We start from the raw sequence: 22,426 nt of genomic DNA on the forward strand, positions 1-22,426 counted from the left end.
GCTCGGATTGAATTATTGTTTCGTAACTTCTCAATTAACATTTCTTTCACATTTTCATCGCATTTCTCTAAAATCAAAAAAGCTTTCATCTCATTTGAGGTCATGATCTTCCGATACAATTTGGAAATAGACTTCCCACTATCAACCATACTATAGAAGATTGTTCTCCCCTTTCAATAATTCTACGTACATTATATAGTTTTCTGAATAATTTGTAAATTGGTAATTGTATTTAAAACGACAATTAAGATTCCCATTTGATAAGATAAAAATTTAACTTTATTACCTTATTGGGAGGAATTCACTTTTACTTAGTATTATTTGTTAAGCTAAATATTTTCTTAATTTTTTTGCTTTCTTGGTACTGCGTTGAATCTAATAATAATTACCTTTCCCAATATAACTTTCTCCAATTCTATATCCTAATTCCCAATTCGTGTATCTAGATCTATATCTACATCCACAATTGCTTTTTTATCATAAATACTTTTTCATAACTCTATTCCCTTCGTAGGTAAATAAGCAATGTCTTTCCTCTACCATCGTTTCCATATGGACCGTTCTTCCCCAAAGTTGATGAATATATGGTAATGTTTTTTCAAGATAAGTAAGATCAAGTTCTATTCCCTCATAATGATGTTTTAAATATAATTCACCATTATGGAAATAATCCCCATTTTGTACCGTAATGTAAGGAAATCCTCCGTTAAATCGCATTGTTATTAACTGATCGCGTACATGTTCCCAATTCTTGTCCGTCACTTTATACTCGTTCCCCAGCTTTTCGAATAAATATAGATCCTCGCGATCCACAAAGTCTTTTGTTAAGTAATTTCTTAGGAATGAGATGTCTGATTCTATTTCACGAACTTCAAATATTTTTTCCCGTCCAGAACCCGGTTTAACACCAAACTGAATCATTTCTTCAGTTGGATTATTATATCTATCTTCTATATCTTCAAACATTTTAACTCCTAAGTAATATGGGTTAATTTGTGTCTTTGAAGGTTGAACAACTCCTGCATTTAAGCTCGCAAATTCTACTACTTCATCACTAGTTAAGTCCATTTCCCTAAGGATTCTCTGATGCCAGTAGGACGCCCAACCTTCATTCATAATCTTCGTTTCCAGCTGTGGCCAGAAATAGAGCATCTCTGCACGCATCATTGTTAAAATATCTCGCTGCCAGTCCTCAAGATTTTTGCTATGCTCTTCAATAAACAATAAAAGGTCCTTTTCTGGTTTTGGAGGGAATGATTTCTTTTTCCTTTTTGGGGCCGCATTTATTTGTTTCTTAGGCCCATCTAGCTGCCATAAGTCATCATATTGAGTGGGTTTTGGAGTAGGTTCATCCTCAACTTCAAAATCGTCTGAAATTTCCCATTCCAATTGGGGTTTTAATAAAGTAGGATCAATATGTTCTTGAATAGCTAAGACAGCATCTAGAAACGTTTCTACTTCTTGAATTCCATATTCTTTTTCATATGCTGCAATCCGATCAGCTGTTGCTGACATACTTTCAACCATATCTCGTTTCGTGTTTTGAAAACGGGCATTATTTTTAAAAAAGTCACAATGGGCAAGCACATGGGCTACAATTAGCTTATTTTGGATTAGACTATTTGAATTCAGCAGAAAAGCATAACAAGGATTAGAGTTAATTACTAACTCATAGATTTTACTAAGTCCAAGATCATACTGTAATTTCATTTTATGAAACTGCTTCCCAAAGCTCCAATGAGAAAAACGAGATGGCATACCATAGGCACCAAAAGTATAGATAATTTCAGGTGGGCATATTTCATATCTCATCGGATAAAAATCAAGCCCAAATCCCTCAGCAATTTCAGTGATCTCAGTAATTGCTCTTTCCAAATTCTTTTGATCTGCTTGTTTCAAAGACGATCTCCCCTTTTGATGTATTAAAACAGTATATGCTCGTGATAATCCATTGATGAAAAACAGCTGTGTATAAGCTCCAAATACCCGACTTCTATTAGCTAATGATGCTTTTTAACTTTATATCAAGATTTCTCTATAATACTAGTTAACATTGTGACTTAAGAATTTCTCATTCTGAAATGTAGAGACATGAGTATAAATAAAAGGGGGATATCCCCTAAATGAGATATCCCCCTTAATTTACTAAGCATTTTTTCTTCGCTGGCCGATAAATACCGATCCACCTAATAGGATTAATATCAATCCTAATATAATCCAATTAAAAATGGAAGTTGCTGTATCTGGTAATTCATATTTATCATTTGATGGAGCAACTAAGTTTTCAACTTCCTCTTCATTCTCAACCTCTACTACAGAATAAATACTTAAGTGGTCAGTAGAAACGGTTACGACTCCGTTTGCATAAGTTGCCCCCGGTACGATTTCCCATTTCTCAGTATTTTCATTAAAGTAAACAGCTTTCAAATTATCTGGATTATTAACCGTTTTTGGATCTACTTTGAATTCTAGTTGAAGTGGTTCATCGAATTGATGAAGTGTAGCATTCCCCACTTTAATTGTAAAATCATAGATACCACTTACAAACCGCTTATCTGTTGAATCTTTTAGACGTTTTACTTCAACATCCGCACCATCTGGAAGTTGAGATACCGGGATACTAATGCTAGTATCTAATCCTCTTGAAGATAAAACAACCCTTTCAATCCCTTTATCTTTCAATAGTTCGATGTTTTCTTTTGTTAATGTAAAGATTGTATTTGTAACTTTCTTATCATCAACCTCAATGACAATTGATTCTGTATCCTCTTTAACTTTTTCAATCACTTTATTATCAACAGTTGCTTTACCATTTTTCACTTTCGATTTAACAACCACAGGATTTTGTTCCTTCTTCGGTTGCTCTGGTTTAGACGTCGTTGGTGTTGTCGGTGTCTTTTCATCATTTCCATTGTTTGGATTTGTTGTCGGTGTCTCTCCTCCACCTTCTCCTGGTTGCTCTGGTTCTGGTTGGACAATAGGATCAAGCGCTAAGATTAATGTCCCACCGCTGCTATTAGTAGGGATTTCAACCGTTACTTCTTGATCTGAACTAACTTGATATTGTACTCCACTATATTGATCTATAACAATTGTATTAGCAGGATAATCTACTTTAAATGTTGCTTTTTGTATTGAATCTTTTGTATTTAAGCCAACATAGACGCTTTCCCCATCATATTCTCTCGAAAATACTGTATAGCCTACTTCGTTACTACCTGCAACTTTGCTACGTGTACCTTTAGAAAATACTATTGAATAGTCTGCGCGAATATTCAATAGTTTTGTATAGTGATTGTGTAATGCCATTGCTTCGGTATCTTGATTTCCATACAATTCCCAAGGCATATCTGCACGATTTTGACCAAAGTTCAAGATAGTTTCTCCATCTTTTTCCCAGTCTGACTTTCCAGATCTACCAAGCTCTTCACCATAGTAAATTACCGGTTGACCTTTTGCTGTAATCTGAAGGGCTGCAGCAACCTTTAATTTAGCTACATCTCCTCCAACATATTCGGTCAAGAAACCATTTTGGTCGTGACTGCTTAGGAATTGTCCTAGTGTCGCAGTATTATCTAGTTTACCGTTTCTTTCTTGAAGGTATGTTTCAACACCGTCGATATCACCGTCAACGAATGCTTTCGCTTTTTCTTTAAAATCAAAGTCTAATAGCGAGTCCATTTGTCCGGTGCCTAAATAACCACCATCATTATTGACACTAGCACCCCAATATTCACCGATCATTTTAAACTTAGGGTCAATTTCTGTTAATCCATTTTTTAGGGCTTGCCAGGTTGCATCGTCAACATGTTTTACTGTGTCAATACGGAAGAAATCAATCGTATCACCGCGATCAGTTCTCGCCCTATTCAACCATGCAGTTTGCCACTCCACTAATTGTTGACGTACTTCAGGATCCTCTGTTTTAAAATCAGGAAGTCCATCTAGTTCGCCTCTTATTTCATGTCCTTCTATATTATCTTTTTCAGTACGTAGCATACCATCAAAGTTTGCTAATTCCTCTTTTGTTGGAAGGTTTTCAGCATCAGCATTCCAAGTTTCTTCAAACTCGCCATTCATACCGTAACCTGCATGGTTTACAACTACGTCAAGCATGATTTTAATACCCTTATCGTGCGCCTTTTCAATTAACTCTTTAAACTTATTAATGTCCCCTAGATGGGCATCTAATTTTTCAAAGTCTTCAGCCCAATAGCCATGATAGCCATATTGTTTTGGAGCAAGACCTTCCGTTGTATCAAAATCTATCCCTTTGTTAAAGTCAATATTATCAACGACTGGTGTAATCCAAATTGTATTAATACCAAGGTCATCAATGTAGTCCAATTTATTAATAATACCTTGGAAATCACCACCATGAAAAGCTTCTGGGTGGTTAGGATCATACTCAGATAGATCGCCATCTTCTCCACCGTTATTTGATAAATCACCATCTGAAAATCTGTCCGTTAACATAAAATAAATTCTGGCTTCATCCCAATCAAAGCTAAGCTCATCCCCTACAGTTTGCTTAGGAATCACTGTAATCTTGACAGTTTTCTTATGATTATTACCATATTCATCTATTACTGTTACGACTATTTCCTTTTCCCCTGCGGTTACTGTGTCACTGGCGCTAATGCTTACTGCTCCTACTGATTGATCAATCACTATTTTATCTTTTCCACCTAAAGCAGTTAAGTTAGCAGAAATTTCTTTAATAGCTACTTCTTCTTCAGTAGAGCTTGAAACTCTTAGTACAGCAGATTGACCTGCACTAATCTCATTTTGCGAAACAGATGCATCAATCGTTATATCAGGTCGATTGTAAGTAATCACTGACTTACCATCTTTTGTATTATATGGATCCGTCACTTCACTTGTCTTGCCGTCTTTCGTAACCAAGAATGTATACGCTTGTATACCTTCTTCAAGTTCTGACAACGTGTAAGAGAAGTATTCATTAGCTTGGCTATATTCCATTTCGTATTCTTTACCATCTACTTTTACTTTCACAGACTCAATTGTATCCATCTCATCTGTTTTGAATAGCTCTTCATCACGATAGTAAAACGTAACTTCTCCATTTTGTAAAACAGGACCTTCTACATGTGGTACTTGCGTAAATCCTGCAACTCCAGTAACAACGGTTACCTTTGTAATAATAGCATCTGGATCTATTTGTACATTATGGTCATCACTATCTGGCGGAATTTTAGCTGTATCCCAGTTTGTTCCTTTTCGTATTAAGAAACCAATCGATTCCGTTTCTGGAGCGATTTCTATGTTGGCTGTAGCTGTATCTCCGTCAAATGATTCAAAGTTTATTTGATCGTTTTTCACGCCTGTGTTCCATGCCCACAGGTTCCATTCACCAAAGTCACCAGTGAAGTCACCATCTGGTCTAACATATTTCACACGTACATAACGCTTCACATTTTCTTTTACTACCATATCGAAAGTTGCGATTGCATCACCTGATTTGGCCGTTATTGTTACAGAACCTGGTTTAACACCAGTAACTTGTCCTGAATTATTAACTGTTGCTATAGAAGAATCACTTGAAAACCAAGTTACCTTTGAACCTAGTAATACTTGATTGTATTGGTCTTTTACAAGCATCGTTAACTGAGTGGAATAGGTTTCAAAAACAGATTCATTTCCGGAAATAAAGATAGTATTTGGTACTAGTTGATCAACTGTAACTTTTATGTCAGTCTCAATCGAGCTAGACTTAACAGTTATCGTTGCATCTCCTTTTGAAACACCCGTAACTCTTCCGTTACTCACTACTGCAACTTCAGGATTAGAAGATGTCCAAGTCAACGTTTCCCCAAGCATAACGCGACCTTTTTGGTCTTTCACATAAGCTGTAACACCCTTTTCTTCTCCTGGGTTAATAGCAAATGAGTCTGTGTTAACCTCGATAGAATTTGCCTCTGGAGTATAAGCAGATTCTGATTGGTCATAAAGAACCATCATAGATAATCCCTCTACGTTAACCGTGCCGCCATCTACTGTTCTAATTACTTCAGTACCAGCAGCTTGATCATCCACAACTACGTTCCATTGTCCTGCTGTCGGAAGTGTAATGTCCTTAGCGCTTTCGTTTGCGTTATAGATTACAACAATATTTTTCCATGTATCGTTATTTGCATTATCTTTTAACTGATAAGCAACAACATTTTCTTCTTGCTTCCATACCTCTAAACGTTCATTAACTTCAGTAGCAGAATCCATTTTAAAGGCAGCATGCTCTTTTCTCAATTCTATTAAACCTTTGTAGTAATCAAATACTGATTGATAGTTAGCTTTTAGATTCCATCGAATTTTGTTAATACTATCAGGACTTTTATAGCTGTTATGTTCACCATATTTACTTCGAAGTATTTCTTCACCAGCATGTAGGAAAGGAATACCTTGTGAAGTTAAAACAATACCATTAGCAAGAATACTACGTTTTACATATTCATTATCTAATGGGTTATCCTCTGTGATAACCTCGTGTGGATCATAAGTTTCCTCTCCATGACCACTATCCTCACCAGCAACTCTCATAATCTTATCCCATAAATTCAAGTTATCATGTGCAGTTACATAGTTAATACTTTCTGCTGGTCGATTGGTGAACTGGTCTATAGCACCTTTTACTCCTGCAACAATATCTGCTTCTTTATCGGCAGAACCCGTTGCAAATCCTGTACTTGTACCATCACTATCACCTTTAATCGCACCACGAAGGTTATCATTAAAAACTGCATATCCTTGATCTTTTTGTGAACCTTTAACATGTTGCATGGATGATGGAAGTGCCGATGATCCACCAGTCCACGGTTCTCCATAAATTAATACATTTGGGTCTACTTCGTTTCTAAGTTCTTTAGTCAACTCCTGCATTGTTTGCTTGTCAATCAGCCCCATTAAGTCAAAACGGAAACCATCGACACCATACTCAGTAGCCCAATAATTTACAGAGTCTTTAATATATTTACGTACCATTGGTCTTTCAGATGCTACTTCATTTCCTGTTCCAGAACCGTTAGTTAATACGCCAGCATCATCTGAGCGGTAATAATAATTTGGTACTATTTTGTTAAAAGAAGCACTTCCAGGTAATTGTGTGCTTTCATTTTCATACGTATGGTTATAAACTACGTCGGCAATTACTCTGATTCCATTGTCATGTAATGCTTGTACCATTTGCTTATATTCTTTAATTCTACTTGTTGGATCCGTAGGGTCAGTTGAATAAGAACCTTCAGGAACATTAAAGTTAACTGGATCATATCCCCAATTATACTTAGCATCTGTCGACTCTGGATCTTCCACAGTTAGTTCATTAACTGATCCAAAGTCATAAGTTGGTAATAAATGAACATAATTTACACCAAGTTCTTTTAAGGAATCAACACCAGTTTTCACACCACTAGGTCCTGTTGTTCCTTGTTCAGTAAAGGCTAAATACTTCCCTTTGTTTGTCATACCAGAATTTTCATCAATAGAGAAATCACGTACATGTAACTCGTAAATAATTGCATCTGATGGTGAAACTACTGTAGGTTTGTCCATTGGATCAAAACCGGCTGGATCTGTACTATCTAGATCAACAATTGCTGATCTTTGGCCATTTGCTGAGGTTGAGCGTGCGTATGGATCTACTGCATAGTTTACATCGCCATTAGCAAACTCTACTTTATACATGTAATACTTATTTTTTAAATCTCCATCAGCTGTCAAAGACCATACACCATTATCTGCTCTACTCATAACGGTTTCTTCTCCACCAGTGTGGTCTGTTACAAACGCACCCTCATAACTACTAGCCTCGTCATATAATGCAAGACTTACTTTAGTTGCAGTTGGTGCCCATAGCTTGAATGTAGATTTAGTTGGAGAATACGTATAACCTAAATCTTCACCACTGTAGAAAAATTTGTCGTCATTTAAAACATTTCGCATTACAATAGTTTTTGCTTCCGTATCATTAGCCGAAACTTCATATATTTTTCTAATATCTACTGATTCATCATCAGCTAACGTTAATCGGTAACTTTTGTCTCCAATGCTTGTTACATTAAAATCTAATGCTGTACCGGTCTCTTTTTCAATTACCGAAAGTTCTACATCTTCCGGAACTGCTTTATTAGTTGTTACTAGAATTTCAGATAAAGAATCCATTAGTGCTGACTCAATCGTAACTGGTTCTGATGATTTTATTCTAAAGCTTGAATTCCCATTTTTTTCATTTGGATTCAAGGGGTCTATAATATCCTGACCATTCCAAGCTCTTTCATTACGTAAAAACTTATATTCATATTCACCTGGTTCTAAACCCGATACAGTAGCAGAAAACACACCATCTTTCAGTGTCATTTCAACTGCTTTGGCTGTATCCCAACCATTTAAGCTACCGATAACATAGACAGACTCTTCCTCATCTTTTGATTGCTTATAGTTAAAGGTAACGCTTCCATCTCCGTTAATAATAGGACTTTGCAAACGTTCAACAGTAAATACAGAATTATCACCGCTTGAATTTGGGTTTGCAGGATCTTTTATAGATTCATCCCATGATCTTTTATTTTGAACAAATTTATACTCGTAGCTACCGTTCGCTAAATCCGAAATTGTCGTTGAATATATACCATTTTTTAGTTCCATTTCAACTGCCGTGTCTATGTTCCAATTATTAAAACTACCGACCACATAAACAGCTGTTTCACCTTGACTATCATAATTAAAGGTAACATTTCCATTTTGATCGACAATAGGACTAGTTATGGATACCTCTTCATCAGAAGTACCTGGAATAGTTAAAATAGAGTTTCCGTTTTCTTGATTCTCATTAAGCGTATCTACACTTGATTCCTCCCAAGATAAATCATTCAGCATGAATTTATACTGATAATCACCCGGAGCTAAATCAGGAACTGTTGTTGTGAAAATCCCATCCTTTAGTTCCATTTCTATCGCTTGATTTACATCCCAATCAGGGACAAAGTCACCATTTAGGTAAACAGCTGACTCTCCCTTACTAACGTAATTAAACGTTACGCTTCCATCCTCATTAATTACCGGACTGCCTACTGTATCTTCTTCGGCATGAACAATGCCTGTTGGAATTGCAGCAGAAAGCATTTGGAAGACTAAACTTATAATCATAAGTAATGAAAGCATTTTAGCATATGACCGTTTCAAATAAACTGCCTCCTTTATGTAATAATAGTTTAATCAGTGCAATCGTTTGCATTTAGTGGTAAATAAAAAAACAATTTAATAGTTATTTCATTCACAATATAAATCTATAAAATTATCAACAAGGTGCAAACGATTTCACTAATCTATCTATTAAGATATCATTATGTAACCTATTTTTCAAGCCATTTTTGTAAGCGCTTCTAAATTAACTATTTGAAATTGTTTTTCTAGACAGGCAACAAGACCTATAGAAAACATACCTTAACCATGAACGGAAATATAAGGGGAGAGATATCAGATGCATCATGAAAAAAAAATTAATGTTGGAAACTATGAAATGAATACACGTTTTTTTAATCCCGGGAATTGTAGCGAAGTAGTCGTCCTTATTCATGGAATACCAACAAACTCTCATCTATGGGATCGTGTCATTCCCTATTTAGAGAAGAATTATGCTGTCCTTGCCATTGATTTAGTCGGGTATGGCAAATCAGATCGCGGACCATATTATGATTTAACTTTACCAAAACAAGCTGAGTATATCGTTCATGCATTGGATCAATTTAATATACCTGCAGCACATTTTGCTGGCCATGATCTTGGTGGAGGTATTGTTCAAATCCTTGCTGTGACACAACCCAATCGAGTGAAAAGCATTGCCATTGTTGATGGAGTCTGTTTTTCCAATTGGCCACTTCCAAAAGTGGTTTCTATGCTATATCCTGTAGCAGATGAGTTCATTCCAAATCCATTATTTATCGAACGGATGCTTCGAGAAGGTGTTTATTTTCCGAATATGCTAACACCTGAATTAATCAATGTGTTTAAAGAACCCTTTGATTCACCAAATGGACCTGCAGAATTACAACAGGCTGCACTTGCTTTAGATCATCGTCAAACAGAAAATTTAGTTCCTTACTTACCACATATTAAATGCCCAGCAACGTTCCTTTGGGGACAGCACGATCGTTATCTTGTACCTTATTGGGGCAAACTGTTACACGAAACCGTTCCTCATTCCACTTTTAAGCTAATTCCAGATGCTAGCCATTATTCTATGATTGATCAACCGAGTATAGTAGCAGAGGAATTACTAAAGCATTTGGCATACGTACAATAATAATTTTCTGATTAATAAAAAGGATGTCCCATACTTTGCGGGACATCTTTTTATTAATCATTAGTCAATTCAACTAATTCATCTACAGACTTAGTTACATGAGTTAACGCGTTACTTACTTCTTCTAAACTATTCCAGAAAGTCTCTATTTCTTTTTCAACCGTATCGCTTTGACTTTTACTTTCATTCATTTGTTTTACAATTTCATCAAAGGACATGTTTATTTGTTTCATATGATTCGTACCCTCTGTTACGGAGGTTCTTACCTCTTCAATATAGGTAGATACTGTGTTAATCTGCGTGTTCGTTTTATCAATCAAACCAGAGACATTTGATACGGAACTCTTTGTTTCTTCGGCTAGCTTTCTAACTTCGTCTGCCACTACGGCAAACCCCTTACCATGTTCACCTGCTCTTGCCGCTTCGATTGCAGCATTTAAAGCAAGTAAATTTGTTTGTTCAGCAATCCCAGTAACTATACTAACAATCCCGCCAATTTGGTTGGAGATATCTTTTAGTCCTTCTGTTTGCTCCTTAATTTCGTGCATTCTTTCGTCAATATCATTCATCTTTGCCTGTTGGTCCTCTAAATCTCGTTTACCACGAATGGACGTTTCTTCAACATCCACTGATGTTTTTGTACCCTCTTTAGATGTATGGAGGATACCGTCTAACTTAGATACTAATTCTTGTATGGACGCTGTTGTTTGTTGAAAGACAGCTGCTAATTCTTCAGAAGTATCCCCAATCTTTTCATGTAACTGATTCTTCTCTTGTTCCTGCTTTTTAGTTACTTGATCAACTTCTGCTTGGAAAGCATCTAAAACTAATTGCTGTTCAATGTTTAAAATCTTTGTTGTGGCATTAACCGCTTCTCTAAATTCTTTCTTGCTAGCAAATCTTTCATCAAATATATCCATTAAGGACATTAACAAATCCTGAAAAGCACACATATACCATTTCGGAAGAAGACCTATTCTAAAATGAATATGAGCAATTTGCTTTCGCTTTGCTATAAAAGTATCATCAACGATACCGTCAAACATCTCTTGAATATGAATCGTTAACGTCTTCTTTAACCTTTCAACAGAGCTATTTGTTTGTATAATCTCCATAAGAGAGCCCTCGTGTTCTAGGTTTTTATAAAATTGATTGACAATACTGTCGATATTCTCTGATACATACGGCTTTACTGACTTTAGTGTAACTAAGTCTGTTTCTGTAAGATTGATCATTGCTAATTGTTGATTAATGTCATGATTGTCTTCAATACTTATAATATGACTTTTACTTTGATTGAGAACTGTATGTGGTTGCTTTTCTATTTTCTTTCTCTTTGTAATAAACTTCATTTTAGTAACCCCCAAGTTGTATTAAGAAAAACCCTCATTATAGGTAGTATCGGATGGACCTATTTTTTATAAAGTAATTTATACGCATTGGGGGTATTTTTCTAAATAAAAAAAGAAGTCCTCTACTGATTTGTTAGAGAATTAATTACCTACTTTTTACAAGTAAGTCAACTGCTTCTCTAACGAATTCCTCAGAGTCTTCTCCCTTTTCTTCTGCCTCACGAACGCATTCCACCAAGTTTGTACTAACGATTAGCCCCATTGTCCGGTCAATTGCAGTTCGAACTGCAGACATCTGTGTGATAACATCTTTACACTCGGATCCCATTATCCATCATTTTCAGGATCCCTCTTGACCCTAATCTCATTTGATCTGTATATTCTAAATTAAATATCTCCTCTAAAATAACTAATCCTTACAAATACAATTTGTCAGCGTATAACCAACAACTTTAAATCCTTTATTATGCAAAAAACGAATACCTAAATTTTTTTCCATATGATCAGAAGCGATAACATGAATCTCCTTACCCGGGATTTCATGATGGTATCTCTTCAAATATGCAATCGGCATCACTATAGAATCATCAACCATTTGTTTTGCGGCTATATTGTAGTCACGAATGTCTAACTTAACCTTCTTTTGTTCTGAGTGGCTATTGGCATCTATACACGGAATCCCCTTAACAGGAACATATCTTGAATACAAAAAATATAAGCACAAACTAATGACAAAAACAGAAAATAGAATGAGCAATCCTTTTCCCCCACATCTATATATTCAATGTTGATTAAATACATGTTATGTCTTTAAAGGTATTAATGTCAACTAATTACCCCATCGCTTATTCTATGCTTTAAGTATTGATTGATTAACAATAAAAGTATGCTCTTATTCAAGAGCATACTTTAGATCAAACAATAACTGCAATTACTCTACATTTCTCCCAGTTGCGCCAACATTTCTATTCGAGTTTCCACGTTGGTTTGCCTTTGGATCTGGATTAACTCCTTTTTCTCCATTCCCGGGATACAGACTCTTATGCCCTTTTTGTGCTTTCATGAATTGATCAAAATCTGGATTTACCATTATCCATCCCTCCTCTCTATTAGGTTACCCAATCGAGGATTCCTTACCACATTTGTAACAAAAAAGCCTATGTAGCTTTCGCAGCTACATAGGCTTTCATTTAATTACTTACTTCTTCCCAATAATAAACTAATGTTTCCATCCCTTTGTCAAAGCTATCCAATGGGAAACTTTCATTAGGTGAGTGCAACCTGTCTTCTGGTGTTCCGAATCCAAGTAAAACAATCGGCATCTTAAACAAAGAATCAAACCACTCTACGACGGGAATCGATCCACCCATTCGTACATAAACCGCTTCTTTTCCGAATCCCTTTTCTAAGCTTTTCGCTGCTTTCTCAATTAGCGGGTGATTTGGATCAACTTTATACGCTTTTGCCGATAATGGTTCCCGTGTGATAGTAAGCTTCACTCCAGATGGGACATGTTTTTCAAGATGTTTAACTAGCAGATCCTGAATATGATTAGGATCTTGCCCAGGAACAAGGCGACATGTTAACTTAGCAGTTGCAGAAGAAGGAATAATTGTCTTTGTTCCTTCTCCTTGATATCCACCAAACATTCCGTTTATTTCTAATGTTGGACGTGCCATCGTATGTTCTTTTGCTGTGTAACCTTTTTCAGAAACTGTTTCGGATACACCAGTAGATAGTTGATAATCCTCTCCAGGTACTTCCTTTATTAACTGTCTCTCTTTCTCTTCCAGGTCATCCACATCATCATAGAATCCAGGGACTTTGACTACTTCGTCTTCTCCTTTAAGAGAGGCAAGTAAGTGTGCCATTGCCATTACAGGATTACGAACAGCACCCCCGTAAATTCCCGAGTGTAAATCACTAGAAGGTCCAGTCAAAGTAAATTCCAATCCTGTAAATCCTTTTAGCCCATAACAAATAGTTGGTTGTCCCTTTTCGACCATACCAGAATCAGAAATAACTACAAAGTCTGCTTCAAACTGCTCCTTCTTATTTTGAAGCAAGTCATACAGATTTTCACTTCCAATTTCCTCTTCCCCTTCAATACAAACCTTAACATTGATCGGGAGTTTACCAACTGTTTTCATATAAGCTTCAAACACAGCTAGATGCATAAATACTTGTCCTTTATCATCACTAGCGCCACGAGCAAATAACCTTCCATCTCTAACTTCTGGTTTAAAAGGCTCACTTTCCCATAGCTCTAATGGATCTGCTGGTTGAACATCATAATGCCCATAAAATAAAGCAGTTGGAGCATTGTCCCCTGCACCTTTCCATTCAGCTGTAACTAAAGGGTGTCTCTTAGTCTCTTGCACTTCTACAGATTCAAATCCTATCTCTTTCAAATAATCTGCGACAAAACGAGCAGCATTAGCTACATCACCCTTATGTGCACTATCCGTACTAACACTTGGAATTGACAAGAACTCATTTAATTTATGTAAATTATTTTCTCTATTCTCTTTTAAATATTGGAGAATTTTCTCAGTCAATTTTTTCACTTCCCTTTCTTCTTTTTCCTTATTTTAGCACAGGTCAATCCTTCTTTACTATTGTCTACTAAATGAATTAAATCTAATAATCCGCAAAATGCTTTTTTCTGTAAAAAAACAGTGTTCATAAAAAGAACACTGCCTTGTGACAATCCTATTCAGCAAACACTATATGCCATTCGTCTTTACCCTCTAGCATGCGAGCAGCAATATCTTTTGCCCCTTGTAGGCTATGATTAGCGGCCCAACCACATTGAACTTCATTACAAGCTGGAACTTCATCAGCTTCTAATACATCCTTGAGTGTTTTTTCTAGAGCCACAGCAATATCATCAAAACTATCATTATTGAGTATTGCAAGGTAAAACCCAGTTTGACATCCCATTGGTCCAATATCTAATACATTGTCAATGTGATTGCGGATGTTTTCTGCCATTAAATGTTCAATCGAATGTAGGCCAGGCATGTCCATATGATCCCTATTAGGCTGACAGAAACGGATGTCATATTTATACACCTTGTCTCCACTATGGCCAGTAGTAACACCTACTAATCGTATATAAGGTGCTTTTACTTTTGTATGATCCAAATTAAAGCTTTCCACATTCATTTTTTTAACCAAAAAATCATCTCCCTTATATTACGGATAAATATTAGTTCATTTACTTAGATATCCGTTACCTGTTAAACTAAGTATCTTACTTCAAATCACCATTGTTCGATATCATTGTATCACATTGTGTACATATATTTGATGATAAAACATCTTAATATAAAGGAAATGCTAGTATAGTTAAGTAAAGGGTCTTGATCATAATTATTCAAGACCCTTCCTTCTTTAGATTGAGAGTTGTTCAAGGTTTTCCAACCGTACGTTCTTTTTATGCTTAATTATAAAGTAAGCTAACGTTATTAGGAGGCTACTCACTAAGAAAATGGACAAGATACTTAAATCATGCCACATAACATTATAGTTTCCGATTGAAATAATCTCCCTAAATCCTTCTAACGTATAAGACATTGGTAATAAGGAATGTATTGGCTGAAGTGGTTGAGGAATTAACTGAACAGGGAAAGTCCCACCACTTGTAGTTAATTGTCCAATAAGAATCAAAATAGCCAAGAAACGTCCTGGATTCCCCATTGTAGTAACTAACATTTGAATAATCGCAACAAACGTTAGACTTGTTGCAACAGCAAAGACATAGAACATTCCAATGCTATTCACCTGTAAATCCAACCCGAAAAGGATAAAGCTTGCTACAATTAGCGCTTGTAGAATACCAGCTACGGCCAACACACCAAATTTCGCCATAAACCAACCAATGCCCGAAGATGGCAAAGCTGCAGGTTTGTTAATATCGTAAATAATCGTTAACAATAAGGCACCTACGAATAATCCTAATGAAAGAAAGTAAGGTGTTAGTCCTGTACCATAGTTAGGCACACTATGATATTCCTGTTCCTTTACTTCAACTGGACTGGCCATCATATCTTCCGTTTTCGAATTAGGCTGAAACTGATTGGCTTCCTCGCTAGCTGTGCTTAGTGTATTTTTGAATTCATTTGTTCCATCATGTAAATCAACCGTTCCATTCGATAATTCAACTGCACCTGTACTTAAGTTCTTTGAACCATCTGCCAACTGACTTGAAGAACTAGTTAAGGTGTCTGTTTTTGCATGCAATTGATTCGTGCCATCTGCTAATTTTTGAGCACCACTACTAGCATCTGATAAGTTACTTGCAAAGGTTTCTATTCCCACTTTTAATTTTGTTTGTCCCTTTATTAGCTCAGTGGTACCAGCGTATAGTTTCTGATTCCCCTCATACATCTCATTTGTTGCTTGATAAAGTGCTGTTTGACCTTCTGCCAGTTTACCTATATTCGTAGGCAAATCCTTCGCTTTACTAGCTAATTGTTCTGTTGAGCTTGCAAGTACCAACGTCTGTTCAGAAAGTTTTTTAGACCCATTTGCTAACGCCGCTATCTGCGCTCTAATTTGCTTTTGCTGTTCTTCAGATAATGATGCTATAACTGGCTCTAATGATTTCTGTAATTGGTTCATTCCTTCATTTAAAGTTTCTGCACCAGACTGAGTTGCAGAAGTACCCTGACTCAATTTTGAGAGTTTTCCTGATAAAGAATCAGCTCCTGTTTGCAATTCCTCTGTCTTTGTCATTAGTTCAGAAAAGTTGGCCTGGAAATCTTTAATTCCGTCTCCGCCCTCTTTAATTCCATTTTTAATCGATGTAATCCCATCTATTGAATCCGATGCACCTGATTTAATTTCATTAAAGCCAGAATCTAATTTTGTTAAACCACTGCTTAGCTCCTGAGTTTTTGTTGTCAGCTCAGAAATACCATTTGCCATTTTATTAGTCGACTGACTGAACTGTACTTGTTTAGAGGCGAACTGAGCCAAATTTGTTTTTAGTTCTTTTGCACCTTTATTTAATTCTTTTGCACCTTTATTTAATTCAGATGCTTTATTGTTAGCCTCAGTGAATCCTTCTTGCATGTCTTGGAACTTTTTAAACATCGTATCAGCATAAGTCTTACTAATTTCATTCGACAAATCAGACTTCATTTTTTCTGTAGCACTATCGCCTATTTTACCTGCAATATAATTCATACCTTCATTAGAAATATACGTAAGCTCTAATTTCTTAGGTTCTTTATCTAGTAAAGTGGAAGCATGTTCAGAAAAGTTTGCTGGAATTTTGAATACCAAGTAGTAAGTTTGATTGTCTAATCCTGCATACGCTTCTTCTTCCGTCACCAACTTGTAATCGAAATTTCCTTTCTTTTGCAATTCTTCAACAAAGTCTTTCCCAATTTCTAAGTTCTCCCCATCGAGCTTAGCACCTGTATCCTGATTAACGATAGCTACAGGTAGTTGTTCCACAGTACCATAAGGATCCCAATTGGCCCATAAAAACATTCCCCCATATATGAGCGGCACAAACAGAAGAACAAAAAACGGAATCAAAACCTTACGATTTGTTGCAATCCCCTTCCATTCAGCCAACCATAAACGAAACCCATTCATGCTGTCATCTCCCCTTTTCTGGTGCCTGTCACCACCCGGTTTTTGTCGAATGGTGCAGGGCTTCAGTAATGCATGACCACATTAGACATTTGGTCAATTGTCATCATAATAAAACCCGGTTAGACCGAGTTGAATTTTCCTATTTTAACATTTGCTTAATGCCAATCCTTTAAATATATATTCATCAAAGTAGCTAAGTATTTGTTCTTTTTCTAAAGGTTGGTGATTTTCCTCCCAATCAAATATAAAGGAGATGTATATCTTTAGAAGTACAAATGCTGTTACTTCTGGATCACACTTACGAATAAATCCTTTTTTAATTGCTGCAGTTAATTTTTCCTTGATATATTCAATAATCGCTTGTTCCATTTCATTGATGGCTTGTTTAGCTTCTTTCGTACCCATTTCCTTTGCCTCTTGAAATAATTTAGCGGTCAATTGGTGATCCTTCCTATAAGTAAGTAAGACAAATAGAGAATTGTGTAAATTTAACTTGAAATGCTCATTATCGTCTATCACTGCTTCTGCCTTCGACTTCATGTCTCGGAGTAACTCTAAAATGATTTGTTGGAATAGCTCTTCTTTATTTGTGAAAAATGTATAAATCGTACCCTTTCCAACATTGGCTATTTTGGCTACTTGATCCATGGTTGTTGCTTTATACCCAAACATGCCAAAAGAATCTCTTGCAGCATTCATTATACTCTGTCTTTTATCCATTTAATCACCACCAACTGACTGTATCGGTATTTTGGTCATTTTTGTATTATAAATGCTTCTTTTGTTTTTTTCAACTATTCTTTATAAAATAATTACCTTATATACCAAACAAAGAACAAAAGCGCAGAGCGCCGGTAAGCGACGTACGGACTGGGACTGAGGTTACTCGTCCCACCGAAAACATTTGGACTGAGCCGTAGGAGATAAAGGCAACACGGTGAACGAAGTGACTTCGGAAATTCGACTAAGCGTCGAATTGTTATCGTACGAAGGTGAGGGAAGTCTCGCTAGTCGCTGGCGCTCGGAGCTGGACGAGACTAATCTTGCGTTATCCGCATTTAGCAGATTTTATAATTTCCTAAACTACAAGCAAAAAGTGAGGGTATTGTACCCTCACTTTATTTAGCCTCTATTTGGAAAAATTCGTTCAATCATTTGACCCATTTGATCAAAGAACCCTTCTACTGGTTCCCCATTCTCAGCGTCATTAACATAATTATTTGTCAAATCAACAAAATCTGGATTTGTGGAAACATACACGTTCTCGATACCAGGATCCACACTCTTTACTGCTCTTGATACTGAATCTTTAACTTCATTACTAATCTCATCCGTATTATTTGTCAATTGAGTAGCGACATAAGCATTATTTTCAGTCGTTAAAACATAAGCTCTATCAACTTGTTTCACTTGTTCCGTAATCCGATCTGCTGCACGATCAGCGATTTCAAAACGGTTTTCATCCTGTTTGTTGTCCGCAATATTTCTGTTTTTGTTTTGGTTATTCTTACCGATATTTAAATCAATGTTCCCTGGGGCGTTCTGAACGTTACGAGTTCCAGGCAATTCATTTCTATTATCGTTATCAACATCATTGCCTCGTTGATACGTACCATCGTAGGTCCCTCGATTTGCCCCATAATCATTTGTATTATATTGTGGATTTAGGTCTCCACGATTGGTTGGATAATCAGTTGTACTATTAAACCTTGTTTGTTGTACTCCGTCATTCATGTCACCTTGACCAATATTCTGATCATTTTGTGCCCCACAAGCTGCTAAAGTAAAGGTTGCTGCTATTGTTAACCCCATGCCTTTCCAATTCATCTATGACTCCTCCTTTATAAAGAGTTGCCTTTAGTATGTTTTATCTGACACATCTTATTCCATTATAAAGCACCCAAACAATGTATTTAAAAAGGATTTTTTTTCAACTATTTTTAACGAATAACTTTAGTACTGATTCCGAACACTGTTTAAATACGGGGCATATAAATATTGAATACGAAAAAAGTAGAACTCGTTAAGATTTGGAAACATGTCCATAAACGATTACTACTTAGCATTCAAAAATGACAAATACTAAATAAAACTTGATCCATTTGCTTAAGCAAAGGCTAGTTTAACTTATACTATTAATCCATAGTATAAAATACCCTTTGATAAAAGAAAGGGGAGTGTATTATGTATATCCCGGATTATGATAAAGCTTTGTATTTTACACTATGGGGCCAATGGGATGATCTACTCGTCCTTATGGTCAGAACAAATGATGATTTATTATCTAAAAAAATTGAAATCTTTCTCCATGCTTTCCATTACAAAAGAAGTGAACAAGAAGTAATGGATAGTCATGAACAACTACTCCATTATATAGACCATGCTATGGGTCACATCCCTGCTGCTGCTATGATGGAGGTATAAGGAAAGGGACCAGTTCATTCAGAACTGGTCCCTTTGTATTTTATTGCGTTTCTATGTCTTTATATTTTATTTCAAACAAGTCTCTACGACGGTCTCTTAGTTGTCTAACTGTACCTGATTTTCTTTGTCTACGGAGGATCTCTAGATCTACATCCCCTACAACAACCGTTTCAATATTTGGGTGACACTCACCAATGATACCATCTCGAGCAAATTCAAAATCAGATGGTGTAAAAATACCAGACTGTGCATACTGAATATCCATATTGTCAACCTGTGTCAAGTTACCTACTGTACCAGCAATTACTGTATAGACTTGATTTTCAACAGCACGTGCTTGCGCGCAGTATCTTACACGGAGATAGCCTTGACGATCATCCGTACAAAACGGAACAAAGATAATATTCGCCCCTTGATCAACAGCATAACGAGCAAGTTCAGGAAATTGGATATCGTAACAGATTTGGATAGCTATTTTCCCACAATCCGTATCAAACACTTTTACTGTATCTCCAGGTTGTATCCCCCACCATTTGCGTTCATTCGGTGTGACATGTATTTTATATTGTTTTTCAATTGTACCATCTCTTCTAAATAAGTAGGCAATGTTATACACATGATCATCTTCCTCCACAAAATGGGAGCCCCCAACGATATTCACATTATATTTAACTGCGAGATTGGTGAACAACTCAATATAATCCTCAGTATATTCTGCTAACCTTCTAATTGATTTGGATGGTACCTTTTCCTCAAGAAACGACATCAACTGCGTCGTAATTATTTCTGGAAACACTGCAAAATCAGAATCAAAGTCATAAGCAACATCTACATAATATTCAACTTGTTTAGCAAATTCTTCAAATGATTCTATGCTTTTCATCATATACTGGATAACAGTTATCCTTACCGGATAGGCTGTCTTGAAATGGCGCTTAGTTTTAGCATGATATTCAATATTATTCCATTCCATCAATGTCGCATATTGCGCTGACTGTTTATCATCAGGTAAGTAACCGGGGTTTATTCGCATAACCGTAAAACCATTCATTACTTGGAAAGTTAATACAGGATCATAAATATTTTTGCTCATTACTTCCTCAACATATTCCCGAGGTGACATCTCTTCCTCATATTTATGATAATTAGGAATTCTTCCTCCGATAATTATACTTTTCAAATTCATCTCTCTTGCTAATTCTTTACGAGCTTCATACAGCCTTTTGCCAATCTTCATCCCCCGATAATTCGGATCAACCATCACTTCGATTCCATATAGGTTATAACCCTCTTGATTATGATTGGTTATATATCCGCCGTCGGTTATATCATCCCATGTATGTTTATCATCATATTCATCGAAATTAATGATTAAACTAGAACAACTTCCAATAATCTTCCCGTCATATTCCACACAAAATTGACCTTCTGGAAAAACATCTAAATGACTCTCTAAGTGCTCTTTTTTCCATGGCTCCATATTAGGAAAACAAATTTTCTGCATCTCTAATATCTGAGTAAAATCGTCTTTTGTTATGTTACGTACCTCTAGCTTCTTCTCAAAACTTGATAAATCCAATTTATCGGACATATATTCATCTGTCCCTTCCTATCGTTTTGCATTTATGATTAGTTTTTCTACTAGTTGCTGGGACTTCAATGCTTCTAAGCCATCCACATCTGGTATTGTATCGTTTAGGACACTATCAATAAAATGTTGCACACAATCCTCAAAACCTCTAGTCTTTAATATAGATTCCCAGGATCCTGGGGTTTCAATCCCTTTTTTTTGCTTATTTTCTACTTCTAGAGAATTCATATTCACAACCCTTATCAGGCTTCCTTCTGTGATTATCTCTAATCTTTCCAAGTCGGTACCAGCATGCCTGTGCATTGCAGTGGAGAAAATTTGTTGTTTTTGTTGAAAGCTATGTCTTGCATAGATTAATTGATCCTCTATATTAATATTAGTAAAACTCCCAATAATCTGCAATTCATCTGCAGCTAACCATCTTATTGTGTCAATTAAATGCAAATAATCATCTAGCATAACAATAGAAAAGGGTTGTGGTCCAATTGCAGTAGGTCGGTGTTTTTCGATTTGAACCGAATCAAATTCGCTGGCCATTTCTTTTGCTTGTTTGTACATCGGCGCAAATCTACGGTTAAAGCCAACCATAAGTTTTCTTCCATGCTTCTCAGATAGATGAACTAATCTTTCTGAATCCTCTACATTTGTAGCAAGCGGTTTATCAACATAAACATCAACTCCATGCGACAGTAAGTAAGCAACTACTTCGTAATGGGAAGCTGTAGAGCTATGAACAAACGCAGCATCACAAGATTGACTAGCATGTCTTAAGCTAGTCAATCTATTTAACCTATATGCAGATGAGACAGCTTTGCTTTTCGCTTCATTCGGCGTAAAAACACCAACTAGTTCCCAATTATTTTCCCTCGATAATATAGGTAGATATGCCTTCTGTGCAATATTACCTAGTCCAATCATCGCGACTTTTAATTTCCTCTCCATTCTTATGACTCCTCATAACTGACCTAAAACAAGTGTAACATTTTTATGTATAGAGGTCGCATCCCTAAGAACTGTAGCCCTATTCGATTGCTATGAAGTGAGTATCAGATTCTATCTGGACATAAACAGTAGTTATTAATTTATATATCAAAAGGACTAGAAGCAAGTCTTCTAGTCCTTTCTACTATC

Annotated in this window: 14 protein-coding genes and 1 pseudogene; 2 read left to right on the top strand and 13 right to left on the bottom strand. The window is 36.2% G+C overall.

What is annotated here, in order from left to right; all coding sequences use genetic code 11:
* Positions 1 to 477 precede the first annotated feature (477 nt).
* Entirely contained in the window at positions 478 to 1,899 is a 1,422-nt protein-coding gene (locus H7K77_RS16345) for a SpoVR family protein (RefSeq protein ID WP_186579284.1), read from the bottom strand.
* A gap of 246 nt (positions 1,900 to 2,145) precedes the next feature.
* Entirely contained in the window at positions 2,146 to 9,198 is a 7,053-nt protein-coding gene (gene pulA / locus H7K77_RS16350) for a type I pullulanase (RefSeq protein ID WP_186579286.1), read from the bottom strand.
* Between the two features lie 298 nt (positions 9,199 to 9,496).
* Between pulA and H7K77_RS16355 the strand changes: the two genes are divergently transcribed.
* Complete coding sequence (locus H7K77_RS16355; protein ID WP_186579288.1) at positions 9,497 to 10,318, top strand: alpha/beta fold hydrolase; 822 nt, start codon at positions 9,497 to 9,499, stop codon at positions 10,316 to 10,318.
* A 53-nt stretch (positions 10,319 to 10,371) separates the two neighbouring features.
* On the opposite strand, the gene H7K77_RS16360 is transcribed toward H7K77_RS16355, so the two are convergent.
* From H7K77_RS16360 to H7K77_RS16400, 9 genes and pseudogenes are all read right to left on the bottom strand, one after another.
* A complete protein-coding gene (locus H7K77_RS16360; RefSeq protein WP_186579290.1) occupies positions 10,372 to 11,670 on the bottom strand; it encodes a globin-coupled sensor protein in 1,299 nt (432 codons plus the stop codon).
* Positions 11,671 to 11,815: 145 nt separating this feature from the next.
* Positions 11,816 to 12,038 (bottom strand): annotated as a pseudogene (locus tag H7K77_RS16365) (metal-sensitive transcriptional regulator).
* Between the two features lie 41 nt (positions 12,039 to 12,079).
* Positions 12,080 to 12,427, bottom strand: a complete 348-nt coding sequence (locus H7K77_RS16370) for a hypothetical protein (protein ID WP_222599410.1) — start codon at positions 12,425 to 12,427, stop codon at positions 12,080 to 12,082.
* A gap of 174 nt (positions 12,428 to 12,601) precedes the next feature.
* The gene (locus tag H7K77_RS16375) at positions 12,602 to 12,760 is read right to left on the bottom strand and encodes a hypothetical protein (RefSeq protein ID WP_186579292.1); all 159 of its coding nucleotides are present in this window, start codon (positions 12,758 to 12,760) and stop codon (positions 12,602 to 12,604) included.
* Between the two features lie 100 nt (positions 12,761 to 12,860).
* Positions 12,861 to 14,228 carry a dipeptidase gene (locus H7K77_RS16380; RefSeq protein WP_186579294.1) on the bottom strand — a complete coding sequence of 456 codons (1,368 nt, stop codon included), beginning with the start codon at positions 14,226 to 14,228 and terminating at the stop codon, positions 12,861 to 12,863.
* 154 nt (positions 14,229 to 14,382) lie between these two features.
* On the bottom strand, positions 14,383 to 14,850 hold the full coding sequence (locus tag H7K77_RS16385; protein ID WP_328701146.1) for an S-ribosylhomocysteine lyase: 468 nt from the start codon (positions 14,848 to 14,850) through the stop codon (positions 14,383 to 14,385).
* A 216-nt stretch (positions 14,851 to 15,066) separates the two neighbouring features.
* Positions 15,067 to 17,280, bottom strand: coding sequence for a YhgE/Pip domain-containing protein (locus tag H7K77_RS16390; RefSeq protein WP_186579296.1), 2,214 nt, complete (start codon positions 17,278 to 17,280; stop codon positions 15,067 to 15,069).
* A gap of 144 nt (positions 17,281 to 17,424) precedes the next feature.
* A complete protein-coding gene (locus tag H7K77_RS16395; RefSeq protein ID WP_186579298.1) occupies positions 17,425 to 18,000 on the bottom strand; it encodes a TetR/AcrR family transcriptional regulator in 576 nt (191 codons plus the stop codon).
* Between the two features lie 402 nt (positions 18,001 to 18,402).
* Positions 18,403 to 19,107 carry a YhcN/YlaJ family sporulation lipoprotein gene (locus H7K77_RS16400; protein WP_186579300.1) on the bottom strand — a complete coding sequence of 235 codons (705 nt, stop codon included), beginning with the start codon at positions 19,105 to 19,107 and terminating at the stop codon, positions 18,403 to 18,405.
* Between the two features lie 357 nt (positions 19,108 to 19,464).
* Between H7K77_RS16400 and H7K77_RS16405 the strand changes: the two genes are divergently transcribed.
* Positions 19,465 to 19,704 carry a YhdB family protein gene (locus tag H7K77_RS16405; protein WP_186579302.1) on the top strand — a complete coding sequence of 80 codons (240 nt, stop codon included), beginning with the start codon at positions 19,465 to 19,467 and terminating at the stop codon, positions 19,702 to 19,704.
* A 40-nt stretch (positions 19,705 to 19,744) separates the two neighbouring features.
* Here the strand turns inward: H7K77_RS16405 and H7K77_RS16410 are convergent, their stop codons facing one another.
* Positions 19,745 to 21,295: a bifunctional GNAT family N-acetyltransferase/carbon-nitrogen hydrolase family protein gene (locus H7K77_RS16410; RefSeq protein WP_186579304.1), complete on the bottom strand. Its 1,551-nt coding sequence runs from the start codon at positions 21,293 to 21,295 to the stop codon at positions 19,745 to 19,747.
* An 18-nt stretch (positions 21,296 to 21,313) separates the two neighbouring features.
* Complete coding sequence (locus H7K77_RS16415) at positions 21,314 to 22,237, bottom strand: Gfo/Idh/MocA family protein (RefSeq protein ID WP_186579306.1); 924 nt, start codon at positions 22,235 to 22,237, stop codon at positions 21,314 to 21,316.
* Between the last annotated feature and the right edge of the window lie 189 nt (positions 22,238 to 22,426).

Origin of the sequence: Aquibacillus kalidii, from assembly GCF_014280935.1 — a bacterium.
GTDB classification, from domain to species: domain Bacteria; phylum Bacillota; class Bacilli; order Bacillales; family Amphibacillaceae; genus Aquibacillus_D; species Aquibacillus_D kalidii.

Excerpts from the sequence above, each read along its gene's own strand:
- H7K77_RS16405 (WP_186579302.1), top strand. The coding sequence starts at position 19,465 with ATGTATATCCCGGATTATGATAAAGCTTTGTATTTTACACTATGGGGC.
- H7K77_RS16415 (WP_186579306.1), bottom strand. The coding sequence starts at position 22,237 with ATGGAGAGGAAATTAAAAGTCGCGATGATTGGACTAGGTAATATTGCA.
- H7K77_RS16360 (WP_186579290.1), bottom strand. The coding sequence starts at position 11,670 with ATGAAGTTTATTACAAAGAGAAAGAAAATAGAAAAGCAACCACATACA.
- H7K77_RS16395 (WP_186579298.1), bottom strand. The coding sequence starts at position 18,000 with ATGGATAAAAGACAGAGTATAATGAATGCTGCAAGAGATTCTTTTGGC.
- H7K77_RS16400 (WP_186579300.1), bottom strand. The coding sequence starts at position 19,107 with ATGAATTGGAAAGGCATGGGGTTAACAATAGCAGCAACCTTTACTTTA.
- H7K77_RS16375 (WP_186579292.1), bottom strand. The coding sequence starts at position 12,760 with ATGGTAAATCCAGATTTTGATCAATTCATGAAAGCACAAAAAGGGCAT.
- H7K77_RS16355 (WP_186579288.1), top strand. The coding sequence starts at position 9,497 with ATGCATCATGAAAAAAAAATTAATGTTGGAAACTATGAAATGAATACA.
- H7K77_RS16390 (WP_186579296.1), bottom strand. The coding sequence starts at position 17,280 with ATGAATGGGTTTCGTTTATGGTTGGCTGAATGGAAGGGGATTGCAACA.
- H7K77_RS16410 (WP_186579304.1), bottom strand. The coding sequence starts at position 21,295 with ATGTCCGATAAATTGGATTTATCAAGTTTTGAGAAGAAGCTAGAGGTA.